The sequence below is a fragment of the Paraglaciecola sp. T6c genome (genome assembly GCF_000014225.1).
Classification (GTDB): domain Bacteria; phylum Pseudomonadota; class Gammaproteobacteria; order Enterobacterales; family Alteromonadaceae; genus Paraglaciecola; species Paraglaciecola atlantica_A.
In genome coordinates this window covers 2,967,625-2,982,959 of record NC_008228.1, presented here as the reverse complement: position 1 = coordinate 2,982,959, position 15,335 = coordinate 2,967,625, and the positions used below count along the sequence as shown (strand labels likewise).

The window sequence follows — 15,335 nt, the reverse complement described above, 5'->3', positions numbered from 1 at the left end:
TTAACGATTAATCATCGCCACCGAAAGCACCTAGTAGGTGAAGGATCGATGTGAACAAGTTATATATATTCAAGTACATTGAAACTGTCGCGCGAATATAGTTGGTTTCGCCACCGTTGATGATACGGCTAGTATCAAACAAGATGAAGCCAGACATAATAAACACGATAGCAGCACTGACGGCCAAGCTAAGCGCAGGGATTTGGAAAAATAGGTTAGCTAGAGACGCAACAACCGCCACGATTAAGCCGACGATTAAAAAACCACCCATGAAAGAGAAGTCTTTCTTCGTTGTTAAAACATAACCGGATAAACCAAAGAACACTAACGCGGTTGCGCCAAAGGCCTGCATAATCATTTCAGGACCATTTTGGAAGCCAGCATAGTAATTTAGGGTGTAACCCAAAGAGCCACCTAATAAACCGGTAAAGGCAAATACGAATAAAATGCCCATTGAACTTTGTGATGCTTTATTTAAAAAGAAAATCATAACCAATGCGGCAAGGTTCATACCTAACGCAGCACCTGGGCCGATATTCATTGCAGCAGCTATACCAGCACACACTGCGCTAAATGTCAGAGTCATTGCCAATAGTAGGTACGTATTGCGCAAGACCTTGTTAGTTTGCAGGGCAGAACCCTGAGCAGTATTGCTATACGTAGTACGATGTTCCATTTGTTACCTCCAATAGGTAAAGTGATGTAGTGAAAACAGATAATATATCTATGATGCCTTTGTATGGGGTTTTGTTCAATTATTCAAGTGCTAGGGGCGACTAATATGCGAAATATTAGTAACTTGATGTAAAAATGGTCAGTGTGCCTAATTTGTGGTCGGTCAGTAAGTTTTGATTAATTAAGGCTTTACAAGCACGTAAAACGTCATTAATATTCGGCTCCTCAATTCGGAGAGGTGGCAGAGCTCGGTTTAATGCACCTGACTTGAAATCAGACGTAGGGTCAAACCTACCGGGGGTTCGAATCCCTCCCTCTCCGCCATATTGTGAAGTAAATAGATGCAAATCATTAGAGATGAATCTGTTTACACAAAAAGAATTGGATAGCTGGCAGAGCTCGGTTTAATGCACCTGACTTGAAATCAGACGTAGGGTCAAACCTACCGGGGGTTCGAATCCCTCGCTATCCGCCATAAAAACAAAAAAGCCTCAACGTTGTTCGTTGGGGCTTTTTTGTTTTTGCTGTGTCGGTAGTGAGGGGGGAAACCCACGCTGTTCGAACGAATGTCTTGAACATTCATTACCGCCGCAGGCGCGCGTAGCGTCAGGCACAGGGAAGTGCTTGAGTACACTCCTCGCACTGTTTTAATGTCACTAGATAGTTAAATCAAAAACTGTATCTGTAGGCTTTTCCGTTTTCGCTGTGTCGGTAATGAGGGTGAGAACCCCCGCGGTTCGAACGAATGTCTGGAACATTCATTACCGCGGCTGGCGCGCGTAGCGTCATGCACAGGGAAGTGCTTGAGTACACTCCTCGCACTGTTTTAATGTCACTAGATAGTTAAATCAAAAACTGTATCCGTAGGCTTTTCTGTCTTCGCCGAGTCGGTAGTGAGGGTGAAAATCCACGCTGTTCGAACAAATGTCTGGGTTACGCTTCGGGCTTTGTCTCAGTGATAGATAATTAAATCCCCACTCATATTCGTTAATTCTAATGTGAATTAATGCGTGCGCACATATTAAAGTGCAATGGTGTAAGTCTTCGTTATTTCATTCCTCGCAACCGAAGAGCACCCAGTGACCCTCGCTTAACCATATGAGCCAGAGTAACAGCGATACCTCCAAGCAATATGACGCTTGCTTAAAGGTACAAACTAACATTGTAGTTGGCTGACCAAAACACTAATAGCCCTATACAGCTCGGCGCTATGATGCGCGCGGTCCCATAAGCTAAATAAACTTCGTTGGGTTAGGGGGAGAAGCGTCCGAGAGCGTGAAAGGCTTATTCGTATGCGTCGGCGCAGATCTCGGGTACACCATCATCGGTGATGGAATAGTCGTAAATAGCCAATATGAGTCATCATAAAGCATAAGCCTAATTATAGGCCCACAAACAAAATTGAATATTTACCTAATATGCTTCAAAGGTAATATTCAAATTGAAGATGCAAAATTAATAGCAAATTTATCCAATACTTAGAACAGGATGAGTGGCAACTTAGCTTGCATTTTAAGCAATTTGGGGTTTGTTAGGTTGTGAAAATGAGCAAAAAGTTTACGTAAATCGATAAATTAGTACGCTTGACAAAATATAACCGTGACTTTGTAGGGTTATTTACTTTATGCTCTTTGCCTAACGGTAATATCAGTTTAGTTAATATATGAAACACAAAAACGAAGTAGGCAGTTTGGCTAATCGCCTTGCCAACATAGCAGATATGCCAAGTAAATGCCGGTGCGGGGGCACACCTACAGCGCCCGCTAAGGTCCCTGATTGTGAAAACCGATGGATTATTCGATGCTCTGTCGCCACCTGTTTGGCAAGAAATACGGGGCAGGGTTTGAAAGATACCATTCTGGGTTGGAACCGATTAAGCACACACTTTTACCGATAAGTACAAAATTCACACAGTTTTATAAAATAAACACGTCTTGTGAGTGAATACAAGGTAATTGAGGGCTGAAATATTTTCTAATTTGTGTGATATTGAACGCCTTAATCGAGAAAAATAACACTCCTCTAGGAGCACTTGTTTGATAAAAATATTGTTGGTTGATGACCATGAGTTGGTCAGAACCGGTATAAGACGTATTTTGGAAGATGTACAAGGTTTTGTCGTAGTTGGAGAAGCTACAACGGGTGAAGAGGCAGTCAAATTCTGCCGTAAAAATGCACCCGATTTGGTATTAATGGATATGAGTATGCCTGGCATTGGTGGATTGGAAGCGACCAAGCAAATCTTGCGTTTTAGTGAAAATACACGTGTTATCGTGTTATCGGTTCACAAAGAAAACCCCATTCCTGCGAAAGTGATGCGTATGGGAGCATTTGGTTATTTAACGAAAGACTCAGATCCTAAAGAGATGGAGTTGGCTATTCGTAAAGTAGCCGCTGGGCAAAAGTACGTTTCCCCTGATATCGCCCAGCAAATTGCAATAGGTGCGCTAGATTTCAGTGACGGCAACCCGTTTGAGTCTCTGTCAGAGCGCGAATTAGAGATCACGCTTATGCTGACCAAGGGTTCAAAAGTCCCAGACATTGCCAAGTTTTTAAATATCAGTGCGAAAACAGTGAACACCCATCGTTATCGTATGTTTGAAAAGCTCAATGTCAGTACGGATGTTGAGCTGACTCATTTGGCACTGCGCCATAAGTTGATTAATTCAGAAAATTTGTAATTCATGAGTGACACTATCGAGTTTGATTCTAAAGCGTTTCTCAAGGATCTCACTAATCAACCGGGCGTTTACCGCATGTACAATCACAAGCAGGATGTGATTTACGTGGGGAAGGCTAAAAATCTCAAAAATCGCGTATCTAGCTATTTTCGTAGTCAAGTTGATAGCATCAAGACTCAGTCTTTGGTGAAGCAAATTGCACACATGGATGTCACTGTCGTGCACAGTGAAGCGGAAGCTTTCATTCTTGAGAACAATTTTATCAAGAAATATAAGCCCCGCTATAACGTGCTGCTGCGAGATGATAAGTCTTATCCGTTTATCTTTTTATCAGACCACCAACATCCCCGCTTAGCCAATCATCGTGGCCCTAAAAAGCGCAAAGGTGAGTACTTTGGCCCGTATCCAAGTGCTTGGGCCGTGCGCGAAAGTTTGCGCACAATGCAGCGAATTTTTCCTATTCGCCAATGTGAAGACAGCTATTATCGGGCGCGTTCAAGACCCTGCTTACAATATCAACTGCAACGTTGCGCCGGACCATGTGTTGAAGGGCTAGTGAGTGATGAGGACTACCAAGCGCAAGTAGATTTAGCGCGCATGTTTCTTAAAGGTAAGAACAAGCAGGTAATTGACTCTTTGGTGCAGCATATGGAGCGCGCAAGCACGGATTTGCGCTTTGAAGCTGCAGCGCGCTATCGCGATCAGATAAGTGCGCTAAATAAAGTGCAAGAGCAACAGTGGGTCAGTGGTAACCAAGAAGAAATGGACGTGTTTGGTTTTGCTTACCGTAATGGCATTGCCAGTATTCAAGGCCTGTTTATTCGCGACAATAAACTGTTAGGCAGCAAAAGCTTCTACCCCAAAGTGCCTGCTGAGGCTACTGACGAGGAAGTGTTTCAGTCTTTTATCCTACAATTTTACTTAGCAGGCAACAAAGTTATCCCTAAGCAAATTGTTACGCCACTGGAATTAAACGAACAGGGCGCAATAGAAGAGTTATTGACCAAAGAAGCAGGGCGTCGTATTCAGTTTTATCGCGGTGCCAGAGATGAAAAGCGCCGCTATTTAGATTTAGCCAATACCAATGCCGAAAATGCATTGATTGCGAAGCAGGGCCAGCAAAAATCGGTATTTGCACGCTATACCGAATTAGAAAAAATACTTGAGTTTGAGCAACCCATTCAGCGCATGGAATGTTTTGATATCAGTCACACTTCGGGTCAGTTAACGGTGGCCTCATGCGTGGTATTCAATCGTGAAGGGCCGTTTAAAGCAGATTATCGCCGTTTTAATATTGAAGGCATTACCCCAGGGGATGACTATGCCGCTATGGCGCAAGCGTTAGCAAGGCGATATCGCGATGTAAAAGACGACAGTAAAATACCGGATATCCTATTCATCGATGGCGGTAAAGGTCAATTGACCCAAGCTGAGGACTACTTTGAAGATTGGAAACACGAGAAGAAACCTTTACTGATAGGTGTCGCGAAAGGCAGTAGCCGCAAGGCAGGATTGGAAACGCTTATTTTGGCTGGCAACCATGCTACTATCCCGTTATCTGGTGACTCCATCGCGCTGCACCTTATTCAGCATATTCGTGACGAGTCTCATCGATTTGCGATTACCGGGCACAGAGCGCGGCGTCAAAAGGACAAAAAGACCTCTAAGTTGGAATCCATTCCAGGCGTGGGGGCAAAGCGTCGTCAAAGTTTGTTGAAATATATGGGCGGTTTGCAGGGGATCTTGCAAGCCAGTCGCAGTGAAATCGCCAATGTGCCAGGGATCAGCGCAGAACTAGCGGATACGATTTATGACCATATCCACAATTAATAACAGCGCGTGGTTAACACGCAGCAGGTAGGGCAGCCTACCGAATCAATAACGAGGACTCACCGCTCCATGTGGACTATCCCTAATATCATCACAGTGCTCCGGGTTTTACTGATACCGATTTTTGTCGCTGTGTATTTTCTTGATTGGCAGTGGGCGCATCAAGCCGCTGCATTTGTTTTTTGGTTCGCAGCCATCACCGATTGGTTTGACGGCTACTTAGCCCGTAAATTGCAACAGTCTACCGCATTTGGTGCTTTTTTAGACCCAGTGGCTGACAAGCTCATTGTCGCAACGGCCCTCGTGTTAATTACCCACACCTACGCCACCATCTGGATAACCATTCCAGCGATTTTACTATTAGCCCGAGAAATATATATTTCAGCACTACGCGAATGGATGGGCCAAAAAGGGATGCAAGATACCGTCAAAGTTTCGTTTATGGGTAAAGCGAAAACGATGGCACAAATGTTAGCCTTGATAGGTTTACTCTCGGAATTGCAGTATTTTATGGGAATTCCCATTTATTGGGTCACCCTGGGTTACATATTATTGTACTTCGCGGCGGTTTTATCTTTCTGGTCGATGATTTCTTACACACTTGCAGCATGGCCTTCATTATCAAAATCAGAGAAGAAATAGGCTTATTTGCGTTAAATTGATGGAAAAAAAAGCGCATTAGTCAAAAATCAAGCAGTCAGTCATAAAATGTTATTTTTGTTGTTGACAGTCTTGATAGTGAATGTAGAATGCAGCCCAGATTTAGAGAGCAGCACACAACTCGATAAGTAAACAAGTCACCGTTACTTAACCAGTTAGCTTTTTAAAACAGGTGCGGGAATAGCTCAGTGGTAGAGCACAACCTTGCCAAGGTTGGGGTCGCGAGTTCGAATCTCGTTTCCCGCTCCAAATTAAAGTAGCAAGTAGTAGAAAGGTTTTACTACTGGTAGCTTGATACGAATTTCGTTTCTAGCTCCAAATGTGGCGGAATGGCAGAATGGCTATGCAGCGGATTGCAAATCCGTGGATCTCGGTTCGACTCCGGGTTCCGCCTCCATATACGCTTTAGCAATACCAGCTTGTTTTCATTAACAAGTATCCCCCCGATGCCCGGGTGGTGAAATTGGTAGACACAAGGGATTTAAAATCCCTCGTTCGTAAGGACGTGCCGGTTCAAGTCCGGCCCCGGGCACCATTTATATTTTCGTACAAATCCAAATACATCATTTTGTTTCAGAAATCGATAATGGTCTGATTTAAACCACGATTTGCGCAATGTGGCATCTAGTCTAGTTCAAATACCAAATACGCCTCTTTCTGTATCGTGCGTCAATTTCCAAAAAATCTTGTGATGAAAGTGAATAACGCTATTCATCCATTTTTTTATTGCTTTCGATTTTTCGCTTAGCGTAGGGACGTTTGAGCATCTCATCCTTTACCCTATTTTCAAACACCAACTTAGCCGTTGCGCCTCATCCATAACTGTTAATACACACAAGTTTGGGTTTATTTTCGGATAACAGCGAGCTCTAGGCATTTTTCTGTGTTTCCAAAAGTGAATAATATAAAATAGAAAAAATTTAGCCTGTACAACGAGTTAACGCGTATGTTAAAACGAAATATGGGGAAAGGCGGGTGAATTTCGTGCTTAATACGCGGATGCAGTCACGGAAACTTTCCGGATATTAATATTGTTACTTGGTAATACGATGACTTGCATCACTAATGTAATATTAACTACCTCTATACACGACGGCGCTTGGATGAATAGCGACTACGGAAGTGTCGATATACTAAATGACTACTTATATAACCAATACCAAGGTTCCCGGTTTAATTGTGTTGTCGAGCACTCTGGGGGGAATAAGCCTATGAGTTGTGACATTTTTATTGCCGCTATAGATTATTTAGATGTTGAAGCGTTTATTGCATTATTTTATCAGGTTTCTTGGGATAGACCTGAAGAAGCCCAGCTATTGATCAGAACCGAAGGGCAAGTCACATTTACTGCTTACCAGGCAAAAATATAATGAACAAAACTTGGAGCCAAAAACACGCCGACATCGTCGTTTTTTAGCCCAAGCATTTATGACACCACACTACTGCGTTAATGATGGATGTCATCTTATTCGCTTAGGAGGGTATTGCTTATGAACGTTTGCCAAAATTCACTGAGTGACTCAATTGACGACTTTTCAAACCTTTTATTTGGTCAAAAAGATAATTGCTGTCTAGGATAATCCCTTCTCTGATCGGCAGTAATGAGTGATCAGGTACGACGGTAAAAAGGTAAAATAACTGCGATTAATTTGTTTTAGTACTCTGGTCCTTTATACATATGTGATTCGATAATCAATGTCTATACTGAGCATTGATAGATAAAAGCTATCTCCAATTGCCGTTGATATACTTTGAAAAATAGTTAGTCTGTAGTTGTGATATTATCACATAGTGAGATATTACAGTGAATAAGCGCTTTGCTAAGTAACAATGGATGTTTTACACATGCAAGGTTATTGAAATAAAGCATGAATAAGCGGTTATCCTAGCCATTGAGGTTGTCCGAAGGTTTACCCTAAGTATTAAGCCCCCAGAAGACAACGCCCTTACAGGAGAAAGTGTACATTATGTTTACTAAAGAAATGGTACATACAGCGCTACAAACGTGGTGCGACAACGTAGTAAAAGTTGGCAAAGTTCATTCTGAAGGAGGCGACGTTCAAGCGTTTTCTCTGCAGGTACTATCTGAAAGTTACGATTACGATAATGGCCATGTGTTGTTTAAACCAACACTTACGTTTGGTCAACAGACATTTCGTCCCACGAAAGAAGGTGCACTTTCTTATTTTGTAGGCGGAAATAGTGAGTTCCCCGATGATAAAGGATTCAAGCTTAAGCCATGGGTAAAAGTTTGGTTCAGTAAAGAGGATTTTATTCTGCACAATGATTTAGCCATTGTGCAATGTAACGTGCATTTTATTGGTGAAGACGACAGTCATATTTTTGTGAACAAGAGCTTTGTTTTTAAAATATGTGACGATGGCAAGGTACGCATTATTTTGCATCAATCATCATTGCCGTATCAGCCTTAATATTGGCTACGTGTTTTAGTATTTAACGACAGGAGCTGTTGCTCTAACAACGGCTCTTTTTTATAGGCCTAAAGATACAAACACATTACCAGGCCTGTATGGTCTCAAGGTAAAAATCTGGCTAGATGTGGGCGTATTAGAGTCGCCATAAAACATCATTCACAGGCTCGCAAGCATCGCCAAAAGTCAAAGCGCTGCACTCGTGTGTTGTTTACAACGCACTGGACTCAAATCAACTAGACTTGCGCATTTCCAAACAGTATAAATTGCAGTCACCCGATGCTGCAAAGTGCACAGTAAAGCTCAGCTGCTGCTTCGCTTATCGTTGCCAAGATGAAAGTGTTAAATGCATAAAAACAGTTATTGCAGTGCAGCTCCTGTGCAGTTTGAATATACTGTTCTCCATCAATCTGATATCAAAAGGGCGTTTGAATTCCATGGCTAACCAACCTATCGCTGATGTGCCTAAAAGTGTATACACACTTAAAGATTTGGCGTCTTTAAGTGATTACTCCTTACTTAATACGCTTAACTGTGATCCCGATGCCACCGTAACGGGCGATGATTGCGCACCAAGACAAGTGTTTTCTGGGCATTATGTGCCCGTTAAACCGACACCTATTGCTAACCCGATATACGTTGCCCATAGCGAAACATTCTTTGCTGAATTAGGGTTTGATGACAACCTAGTGCACACAGAGGATTTTGCTAGTTTATTTACCGGCGATATATCGAATGTTCCATCCCCTATGCGCCGAGTTGGGTGGGCCACAGGTTACGCGCTGTCTATTTACGGTACCGAATATGTTCAACAATGCCCATTTGGAACGGGCAATGGTTACGGCGATGGCCGAGCGGTTTCTGTGCTTGAAGCTGTGATCAACAAAAAGCGTTGGGAGATGCAGTTAAAAGGTGGGGGCCCCACACCTTACTGTCGTGGCGGAGATGGCAGAGCCGTGTTGCGCTCAAGTGTCAGGGAGTTTTTAGTTCAAGAGCATATGCATGGCTTGGGTGTGCCAACCTCTCGATCGTTATGTTTGTTTGTCTCGCAATCAGAACAGGTGAGACGTCCTTGGTATTCTGAAGGCTCTTATGCCACAAACCCAGATATGAACGTATCTAACCCTGTGGCGATTTCAACGCGTGTCGCCCCTTCGTTTTTAAGGGTGGGTCAACTTGAACTCTTTGCTCGTCGCGCTCGCGTTAATCAATATCCCAATGCGCTAAAAGAGCTAGAGATGATCGTGTTGCATTTGATTGCGCGCGAATATCAAAATGAGATTGATCACGAACTCGCCATTTCAGAGAAGGTCGTACAATTAGCCCTCGCATTCCGTGACCGATTAACCACGTTGATTAGCCACTGGCTACGCGTGGGTTACTGCCAAGGCAATTTTAATAGTGACAACTGTGCTTGTGGTGGTTATACGCTCGATTACGGTCCATTTGGTTTTATTGAGCTTTTTGATCCTTATTACCAACCATGGACGGGCGGGGGACAACATTTTTCGTTCTTCAACCAAGCGGCGGCAGCACAAACAAATTTCGACATGTTTTGTAAAGCCTTACAACCTCTGCTCTCGGAAGCGCCCGAAGCGCTTGAGGAATTGAATCAGATAAACCTTGGGTTCGCTTCAGTCATGCAAGCAAAAATGGAAACAATGTGGGCATCAAAACTTGGCTTGGCATCTTTTGACGCTCAGCTGTTTAATCAACTGATCACGTTAATGGTACAAACCTCTGTCGACTACACCATTTTCTTTCGTGAACTGTCCAAAATCCCAGGTGATATTGCAGGTTTAAGCAAAAGCTTCTACAACGCGCCAACAGGCGAGTTGTCTGAGCAATGGGCTTTGTGGCTGCAAACTTGGCTAAGTGTCGTAAAGGTTGATCAGGACATTCAAAAAGCTGCGCAAATGATGCAGCAAGTTAATCCTAAATATACTTGGCGAGAATGGTTAGTTGTGCCAGCTTACCAGCAAGCGGGAAAAGGTGACTTCGAACTTGTTCGTGAGTTGCAGCAGGTTTTAACGCAGCCCTTTAATGAGCAGTCGAGCGAGATTGAAAATAACTACTACAGCTTAAAACCTCAGGCGTTTTTTGATGCCGGTGGCGTGTCGCACTATAGTTGCTCTTCCTAAATTCAAATAAGCTCGTTGACCTTCCCTGTCACTAGGACAGCAAGACGAAATCTTTATCACGCTGTGTGTCGTGCACTGTTTTTCGCCGACTAAGTAGATAGCGAGCATAAATATCTTCATATGCTTTAGCGGGGAGTATATGAAGATATAGCGTGAAAATTGATTTAATTACGTTATTGCATACCCACTCAAACAACCTATACCTACTTAATACTCTTTTGTTTTGGCTTCGCCTAAAAATAACAGTAAGTAAGTCAGGCCGATAATGCCAAACAATGCGCACCCTGATAATAAGAACGGATCAATCACGATGTTTTCTTTAAACTCGAATGTTCCTGCTGATATTTTCTTCCAGCCCATAAAATGCTGGTTCGCTGCAACGCTTGCGCCAAAAAAGCCAATCACCGAGCCAATGAACTTAGTTATCCAATGGCCGGCGGCGGGAGATACTAATATAAGTCCTAAAATACCGATCACGGTGCGTTGTGCTCGGCAATAAGGGCAAACGTAGACCATGCCGGTGAGGTCCGTCGACCATGCCACTAATGAGATAACAATAGCGACCAACCCCACTATCTTAACGTGCACCAAATAGGTGTTTAATTGGAATAGGTTCATGTGTACTAGTTTCCTTGTTAAAAGCGATGCTCAAAGTGATGTTCAAAGCGAGATTCGGTCGCGTTTGTCGTGTTAAGAATAGCCGTAGGCTCATCGCACCACGGCTCATCTATATGGCTGACAAATCTGTCCCTGCTAAATAACCACGCGGGTGAAGTTCGTAATTGAGTAATGTACTCTCTGTTACCTGCTATCGCGTATGCCATTAATCAATTACAGCGCATAAAAATGATGCGCTGCCACACCTGATAAATCCAAACCAAGGCCAAAGATTGAATGATTGATAACTCTATGACTTTGGCTCTGGCTAAATTAGGATTTGGTGTGCGAGATATGGCAATACCCTCACCCATGCCCGGCTGTGTTATTAAAAAAGGGGTTAACACCGTAGCGGTACCAACCATAACTGCAGGCCCAATGATTGGACTCTGTATTCATGGATTTAGGTAAATAATTAATATAGATACGTAACATGTGCCGATACGCAATGGGCTATCATCCAATCATTAACCTGCATGCGTGACTGCCTACAAAATGCCGCAGCTTGCACTGCGCCGAGCCAAGCCGCTTAAAATTCCCGAGGTTTCCCCGTTTAAAGGGGCTAGCCACTGCTAGCACAATTAAAAATCAACTCTCGAATCACGATAAAGAAATCGCTGTGACTCACAGTATTGCACCAAGCGAGTCAGCAGCCACCAGAACACACTGGGAACGAGCACTACTGGTCAGGTATTAACGAAGTAAACGCTGTTGCTTAATAACCCCAAGGTGCATCGGGCTGAGGGATTGGCTTGGTTAAATCAAAATCCACTCTAAACTCTCTGCCTTCACGAATTAATCGATACGAAAAGACATCCGGATAAATAAAGATTTGCCATGTGTTGGTGATAGATTGCGCTAAACCTTGCTCAGCGAATAACATTTTAGAATATTCATCCGCAGGGAAGGATTGAATCTGTTTATAACCAGCATCAAGTGTATGCCCTCCATACATGGTTACTGGATCATCAGTGCCGTCTTTATGGCGATGGTCGTGCTTTAGACTAAGACCACTGCCGGTTTTTTTAATGATCCAGGTACGTGACGCATTGTCGCCAACATAAAACGGAATGTGTAATTCAGATGGCGTGCACGTGCGTACAAACATCACTAATTTGGCATCAAACGCTGAACTTGGCTGATTATCAACCGCTACCTTACCCCCAAAGGCCTTGCCACAATATTGGGCAATACTGGTAAAAAAGGCATCGTGGGTAGGTATGGAAACCAACGGTGCCTCTTTAGCCAAAGTAGTGCTGCTTATCAAGCAGCTCATCAAGGCGACCATAGATATGAAAGGCGAGATTAACCAAGGTTCTTTATTCATTTTATTCTTCTTATCATTTGTTTTATACAAAAATTGTATCAGTTCAACTTTCGCTAACTGGTCGTTTGGTCACAGGGATTAAGCGTTTTTTTTGATTTGGCGCTTAATGTTTCCGCTAAGTCTTTTAACATATTCGCTAGCATCATTTTGTGCATGGGTGAGGGGAGTTTACCTTCTAAAAGCAAACAGTCCCCTCGAATACTGAGGGTTGCATCTGGTGCTAATCCCGAGAGTATTCTTTTAGGCTGAGCTAATTCAGCGCTTAAATCAAATTCTCCTGAGCTTACCTCAGTTTCTTTCGCGCTGGTAACTTGCGTTAGGTTACAGGGCTCATAGCGCTTACCAAATTGCTGGTTAGCATCCTCTGCCAGCGATTTAAGCAAGGCATCAACTTGCTGTTGCTCAGAAGTGGACGTTAACGCCCCCGTGGCAGAATAGCATTGACCATCAATAGCGAGCTTAATGTTGGTTAAGCCCAGCTCAGCGAGTCTCATTAACCCTGCTCTTAACATCATGCCTTGCGCCATTCCTCCTATTACTGTGAGCTGTTCATCTTCCCCTAACGCCGAGAACGCTTCGTCATCATCAGCTCCATTTTTTTGTGCATTTATGGCCGGTAGGTATTGGCTGAACATACGGTTGAAATCACTTGGATTTGCTTTCATCCATGCGACAGCTCTATTGTCATCACTTCCGCTCTTTTGTTTGACCATTCGCACTTGTGTGGGCCCAACATCGCCATCGGCAATAAATCCATCCATCACTATACCTTCGGTTACGTCACCGTCATTCGGGCCATGTATTTTGAATGTTCCGTGAGAGGTTTTTGCAGATGGCATTGATTGCCATAATCTGACCTCGTCGCCGTCAACCACGGCAACACCAATATTACTTCGCGGGCTAGTAGGAAATTCCACTGTGTAGTCGTAATGCGTCGTATCGTCTGAAGGAGTGAAGGTAAGGCGGATATTATCCGGAATATTTGGTGCCCTTGCAGCCCATATTCCATCAAGCGTGTAAGGGGCATCGACTGATGGGAGCAACCCCCAAGGAAGGCTGCGACTGGTCACAATTTCTTTAATTTTGGCGAGTGAAACGACACCGGTTTGGTGTGATGAATGGGTCGCTATTAAGCCCATGATGCCACGTTCGCCTATTAATGGTGCTCCAGAGGTACCGACATCCAATTCAAGTCCTACGGCATATACATCGTAGAGGTTATTGGCGGATTTATTAACACGTTCAATTTGGCCAAATTGCTCTCCCACGTGCCAATCAGCTGCTTTACCAATATAAGTGACCTTACTTTGCGGGCTAATAGCAGTGATATCAGCCGCAGCGTATAGCCAAGGGGCGCGACGCGGCATGGCAATTTTCAACACCGCTAAGTCGAGCCCTTTTGAGTCCCCAGCAACGACTTGAGCAGTGTGTACTGTGTTTCCATCCCTGAAAAAGCGCACCGTTAATGCCTTCAATTTGTCTCCTGGATTTGCGCCCTCTATAACATGGTTCGCTGTCACCAAATACAGGTATTCGTCTCGTTCACCTATGACCCATGCAAAGCCTTGTTGGTTAGTATTTGTCATTTTGGCGTTAACAGATACGACATTATGGCGTAACGATTGAGCTCTTTCTCGTAACGTTACATCCGCATGTGATGCCGCCGCATTCAATACGAGTACGAGCGCTATCCATTTCATTATCTTTTTCATTGTTTAACCCTTATTACGGCAAAACCTGTTGCCAGTAGTACACCCAAAATCGACCCAATGATGCTCACCGCAGGTATGCCTATGAGATAAGCGAGTAATTTCGGGGTTTGCTCCTGCGTAAACGCTTGGCTTCCCACTCGCATCGATTTGACCATTCCTTGATACCAAATTTGTAAACGGTGGGGATCGGTAACGCTCTCTTGCATTGACATTTCTATCCCCATGGCTCCCTCAATACTTTTGACATGAATACATTCTCCCTTATGTAGGTTTGATGCAGCATGACTGCCCCTTAACTGATATTCGCCCGATGTCACAGTACAGCGTCCACCATTTCTTTTTGAGTCTTCAAGGGTATATTTTGAAAAAGAAAACTGACTCGCCTCTAGGCCCGCAAGACTCACTAAATCACGGGTATGCAGTCGAATGCGTGGGGTTTGCCCTAGTGGGGCGCTGACTAATGTTCTTCGGGGCAATATACACTTATCTTCCATAGGGCAGGTCAGTGGTCGTCTCACCAATGGCGCTTTATCAGCCATCACGAACCGTGTTTCTCCTGCATGTTTGAATTCTGCACGCACGACTAACTCATCAGAGACCGCGGGAGAACTGGGGGTCATAATAAATATCAGAACACGTTCCTGTTCATCCCATTCGATCCATAGCTTTGTACCTGCGGGCATGAACAAAGATTCAAGTGAGGCGGTGCTCAGTGAAGTAATCTGCAAGACATCAGAGTCTAGGGGCTGGGTAAGTTCTGGTATTTGCGGGGAGTCGATTTGCGTGAACTGCGACAACAAAATAGGATTTTTATCCATTGTCCTTAGCGTACCTGACCAGTCGAAGTCTTTTGACAACGTGATTTCAACTGATGTCGATTGCACTTTAATATGACCAGGCGTAGGTAAGCCCGGTATAAATGCGGCAATGGCTAATATCCCAATAGTAACAATGACCACCATGCCATATGCGCCCATTTTTATACTTCTTTGCAGTTCTAGCACGGTTGAAAGGTTGTCTAGTTGGCGTAACGCTTCAGACACAGGTGCCGACGGATCCTTACCCAAACGCAGAGTCACACTTTCGAGTAATGCTTTTTCTTTCTCTTTTATACGCTCGCTAGCCTTGCTAAGTTGCTTCCTACGTTCTCGGCGGCGATTGAAGCTGGATGACTTAAATAGCTGTTTTACACTTGTTACTAGTTTAAACATTGCGACCCT

At 43.8% G+C, this 15,335-nt stretch carries 12 protein-coding genes and 5 tRNA genes; 11 read left to right on the top strand and 6 right to left on the bottom strand.

The genetic code is table 11. The features are described from left to right. Positions 1–7: 7 nt before the first annotated feature. Positions 8–676: a Bax inhibitor-1/YccA family protein gene (locus PATL_RS12535; RefSeq protein ID WP_006991166.1), complete on the bottom strand. Its 669-nt coding sequence runs from the start codon at positions 674–676 to the stop codon at positions 8–10. A gap of 231 nt (positions 677–907) precedes the next feature. Between PATL_RS12535 and PATL_RS12530 the strand changes: the two genes are divergently transcribed. From PATL_RS12530 to PATL_RS12480, 11 genes are all read left to right on the top strand, one after another. Continuing rightward, positions 908–999 (top strand) — tRNA-Ser (locus PATL_RS12530). Positions 1,000–1,058: 59 nt separating this feature from the next. Continuing rightward, positions 1,059–1,150 (top strand) — tRNA-Ser (locus tag PATL_RS12525). Positions 1,151–2,711: 1,561 nt separating this feature from the next. After that, on the top strand, positions 2,712–3,356 hold the full coding sequence (uvrY, locus tag PATL_RS12520; protein ID WP_006991167.1) for a UvrY/SirA/GacA family response regulator transcription factor: 645 nt from the start codon (positions 2,712–2,714) through the stop codon (positions 3,354–3,356). Between the two features lie 3 nt (positions 3,357–3,359). Then, complete coding sequence (gene uvrC / locus PATL_RS12515; RefSeq protein WP_011575239.1) at positions 3,360–5,186, top strand: excinuclease ABC subunit UvrC; 1,827 nt, start codon at positions 3,360–3,362, stop codon at positions 5,184–5,186. A gap of 69 nt (positions 5,187–5,255) precedes the next feature. Continuing rightward, entirely contained in the window at positions 5,256–5,828 is a 573-nt protein-coding gene (gene pgsA / locus PATL_RS12510; RefSeq protein ID WP_011575238.1) for a CDP-diacylglycerol--glycerol-3-phosphate 3-phosphatidyltransferase, read from the top strand. Positions 5,829–6,020: 192 nt separating this feature from the next. Further along, positions 6,021–6,095, top strand: a tRNA-Gly gene (locus PATL_RS12505). Between the two features lie 74 nt (positions 6,096–6,169). Next, a tRNA-Cys gene (locus PATL_RS12500) sits at positions 6,170–6,243 on the top strand. Between the two features lie 51 nt (positions 6,244–6,294). After that, positions 6,295–6,381: transfer RNA gene (locus PATL_RS12495), tRNA-Leu, on the top strand. 568 nt (positions 6,382–6,949) lie between these two features. Beyond that, complete coding sequence (locus PATL_RS12490) at positions 6,950–7,216, top strand: hypothetical protein (RefSeq protein ID WP_041713787.1); 267 nt, start codon at positions 6,950–6,952, stop codon at positions 7,214–7,216. Positions 7,217–7,813: 597 nt separating this feature from the next. After that, positions 7,814–8,278: a hypothetical protein gene (locus PATL_RS12485; RefSeq protein ID WP_011575236.1), complete on the top strand. Its 465-nt coding sequence runs from the start codon at positions 7,814–7,816 to the stop codon at positions 8,276–8,278. Between the two features lie 437 nt (positions 8,279–8,715). Beyond that, complete coding sequence (locus PATL_RS12480; RefSeq protein WP_011575235.1) at positions 8,716–10,419, top strand: protein adenylyltransferase SelO; 1,704 nt, start codon at positions 8,716–8,718, stop codon at positions 10,417–10,419. Positions 10,420–10,626: 207 nt separating this feature from the next. On the opposite strand, the gene PATL_RS12475 is transcribed toward PATL_RS12480, so the two are convergent. The 5 genes from PATL_RS12475 to PATL_RS12455 form a co-directional block, all read right to left on the bottom strand. Further along, positions 10,627–11,037: a hypothetical protein gene (locus tag PATL_RS12475; RefSeq protein WP_011575234.1), complete on the bottom strand. Its 411-nt coding sequence runs from the start codon at positions 11,035–11,037 to the stop codon at positions 10,627–10,629. Between the two features lie 209 nt (positions 11,038–11,246). Continuing rightward, positions 11,247–11,441: a DUF2938 family protein gene (locus tag PATL_RS12470; RefSeq protein WP_049765886.1), complete on the bottom strand. Its 195-nt coding sequence runs from the start codon at positions 11,439–11,441 to the stop codon at positions 11,247–11,249. A gap of 350 nt (positions 11,442–11,791) precedes the next feature. Beyond that, positions 11,792–12,403, bottom strand: a complete 612-nt coding sequence (locus tag PATL_RS12465) for a hypothetical protein (RefSeq protein WP_011575233.1) — start codon at positions 12,401–12,403, stop codon at positions 11,792–11,794. A gap of 53 nt (positions 12,404–12,456) precedes the next feature. Beyond that, positions 12,457–14,115 (bottom strand): S1 family peptidase, encoded by a 1,659-nt coding sequence (locus PATL_RS12460; RefSeq protein WP_011575232.1) that lies wholly within the window; start codon positions 14,113–14,115, stop codon positions 12,457–12,459. Next, entirely contained in the window at positions 14,112–15,326 is a 1,215-nt protein-coding gene (locus PATL_RS12455; RefSeq protein ID WP_011575231.1) for a hypothetical protein, read from the bottom strand. The genes PATL_RS12460 and PATL_RS12455 overlap by 4 nt, the downstream gene beginning before the upstream one ends. Positions 15,327–15,335: the final 9 nt, after the last annotated feature.

What these genes read in the sequence shown, in the direction of transcription:
- PATL_RS12535 (WP_006991166.1), bottom strand. Translation starts at nt 676, where the DNA reads ATGGAACATCGTACTACGTATAGCAATACTGCTCAGGGTTCTGCCCTG.
- uvrC (WP_011575239.1), top strand. Translation starts at nt 3,360, where the DNA reads ATGAGTGACACTATCGAGTTTGATTCTAAAGCGTTTCTCAAGGATCTC.
- pgsA (WP_011575238.1), top strand. Translation starts at nt 5,256, where the DNA reads ATGTGGACTATCCCTAATATCATCACAGTGCTCCGGGTTTTACTGATA.
- PATL_RS12490 (WP_041713787.1), top strand. Translation starts at nt 6,950, where the DNA reads ATGAATAGCGACTACGGAAGTGTCGATATACTAAATGACTACTTATAT.
- PATL_RS12485 (WP_011575236.1), top strand. Translation starts at nt 7,814, where the DNA reads ATGTTTACTAAAGAAATGGTACATACAGCGCTACAAACGTGGTGCGAC.
- PATL_RS12480 (WP_011575235.1), top strand. Translation starts at nt 8,716, where the DNA reads ATGGCTAACCAACCTATCGCTGATGTGCCTAAAAGTGTATACACACTT.
- PATL_RS12475 (WP_011575234.1), bottom strand. Translation starts at nt 11,037, where the DNA reads ATGAACCTATTCCAATTAAACACCTATTTGGTGCACGTTAAGATAGTG.
- PATL_RS12470 (WP_049765886.1), bottom strand. Translation starts at nt 11,441, where the DNA reads ATGGTTGGTACCGCTACGGTGTTAACCCCTTTTTTAATAACACAGCCG.
- PATL_RS12465 (WP_011575233.1), bottom strand. Translation starts at nt 12,403, where the DNA reads ATGAATAAAGAACCTTGGTTAATCTCGCCTTTCATATCTATGGTCGCC.
- PATL_RS12460 (WP_011575232.1), bottom strand. Translation starts at nt 14,115, where the DNA reads ATGAAAAAGATAATGAAATGGATAGCGCTCGTACTCGTATTGAATGCG.
- PATL_RS12455 (WP_011575231.1), bottom strand. Translation starts at nt 15,326, where the DNA reads ATGTTTAAACTAGTAACAAGTGTAAAACAGCTATTTAAGTCATCCAGC.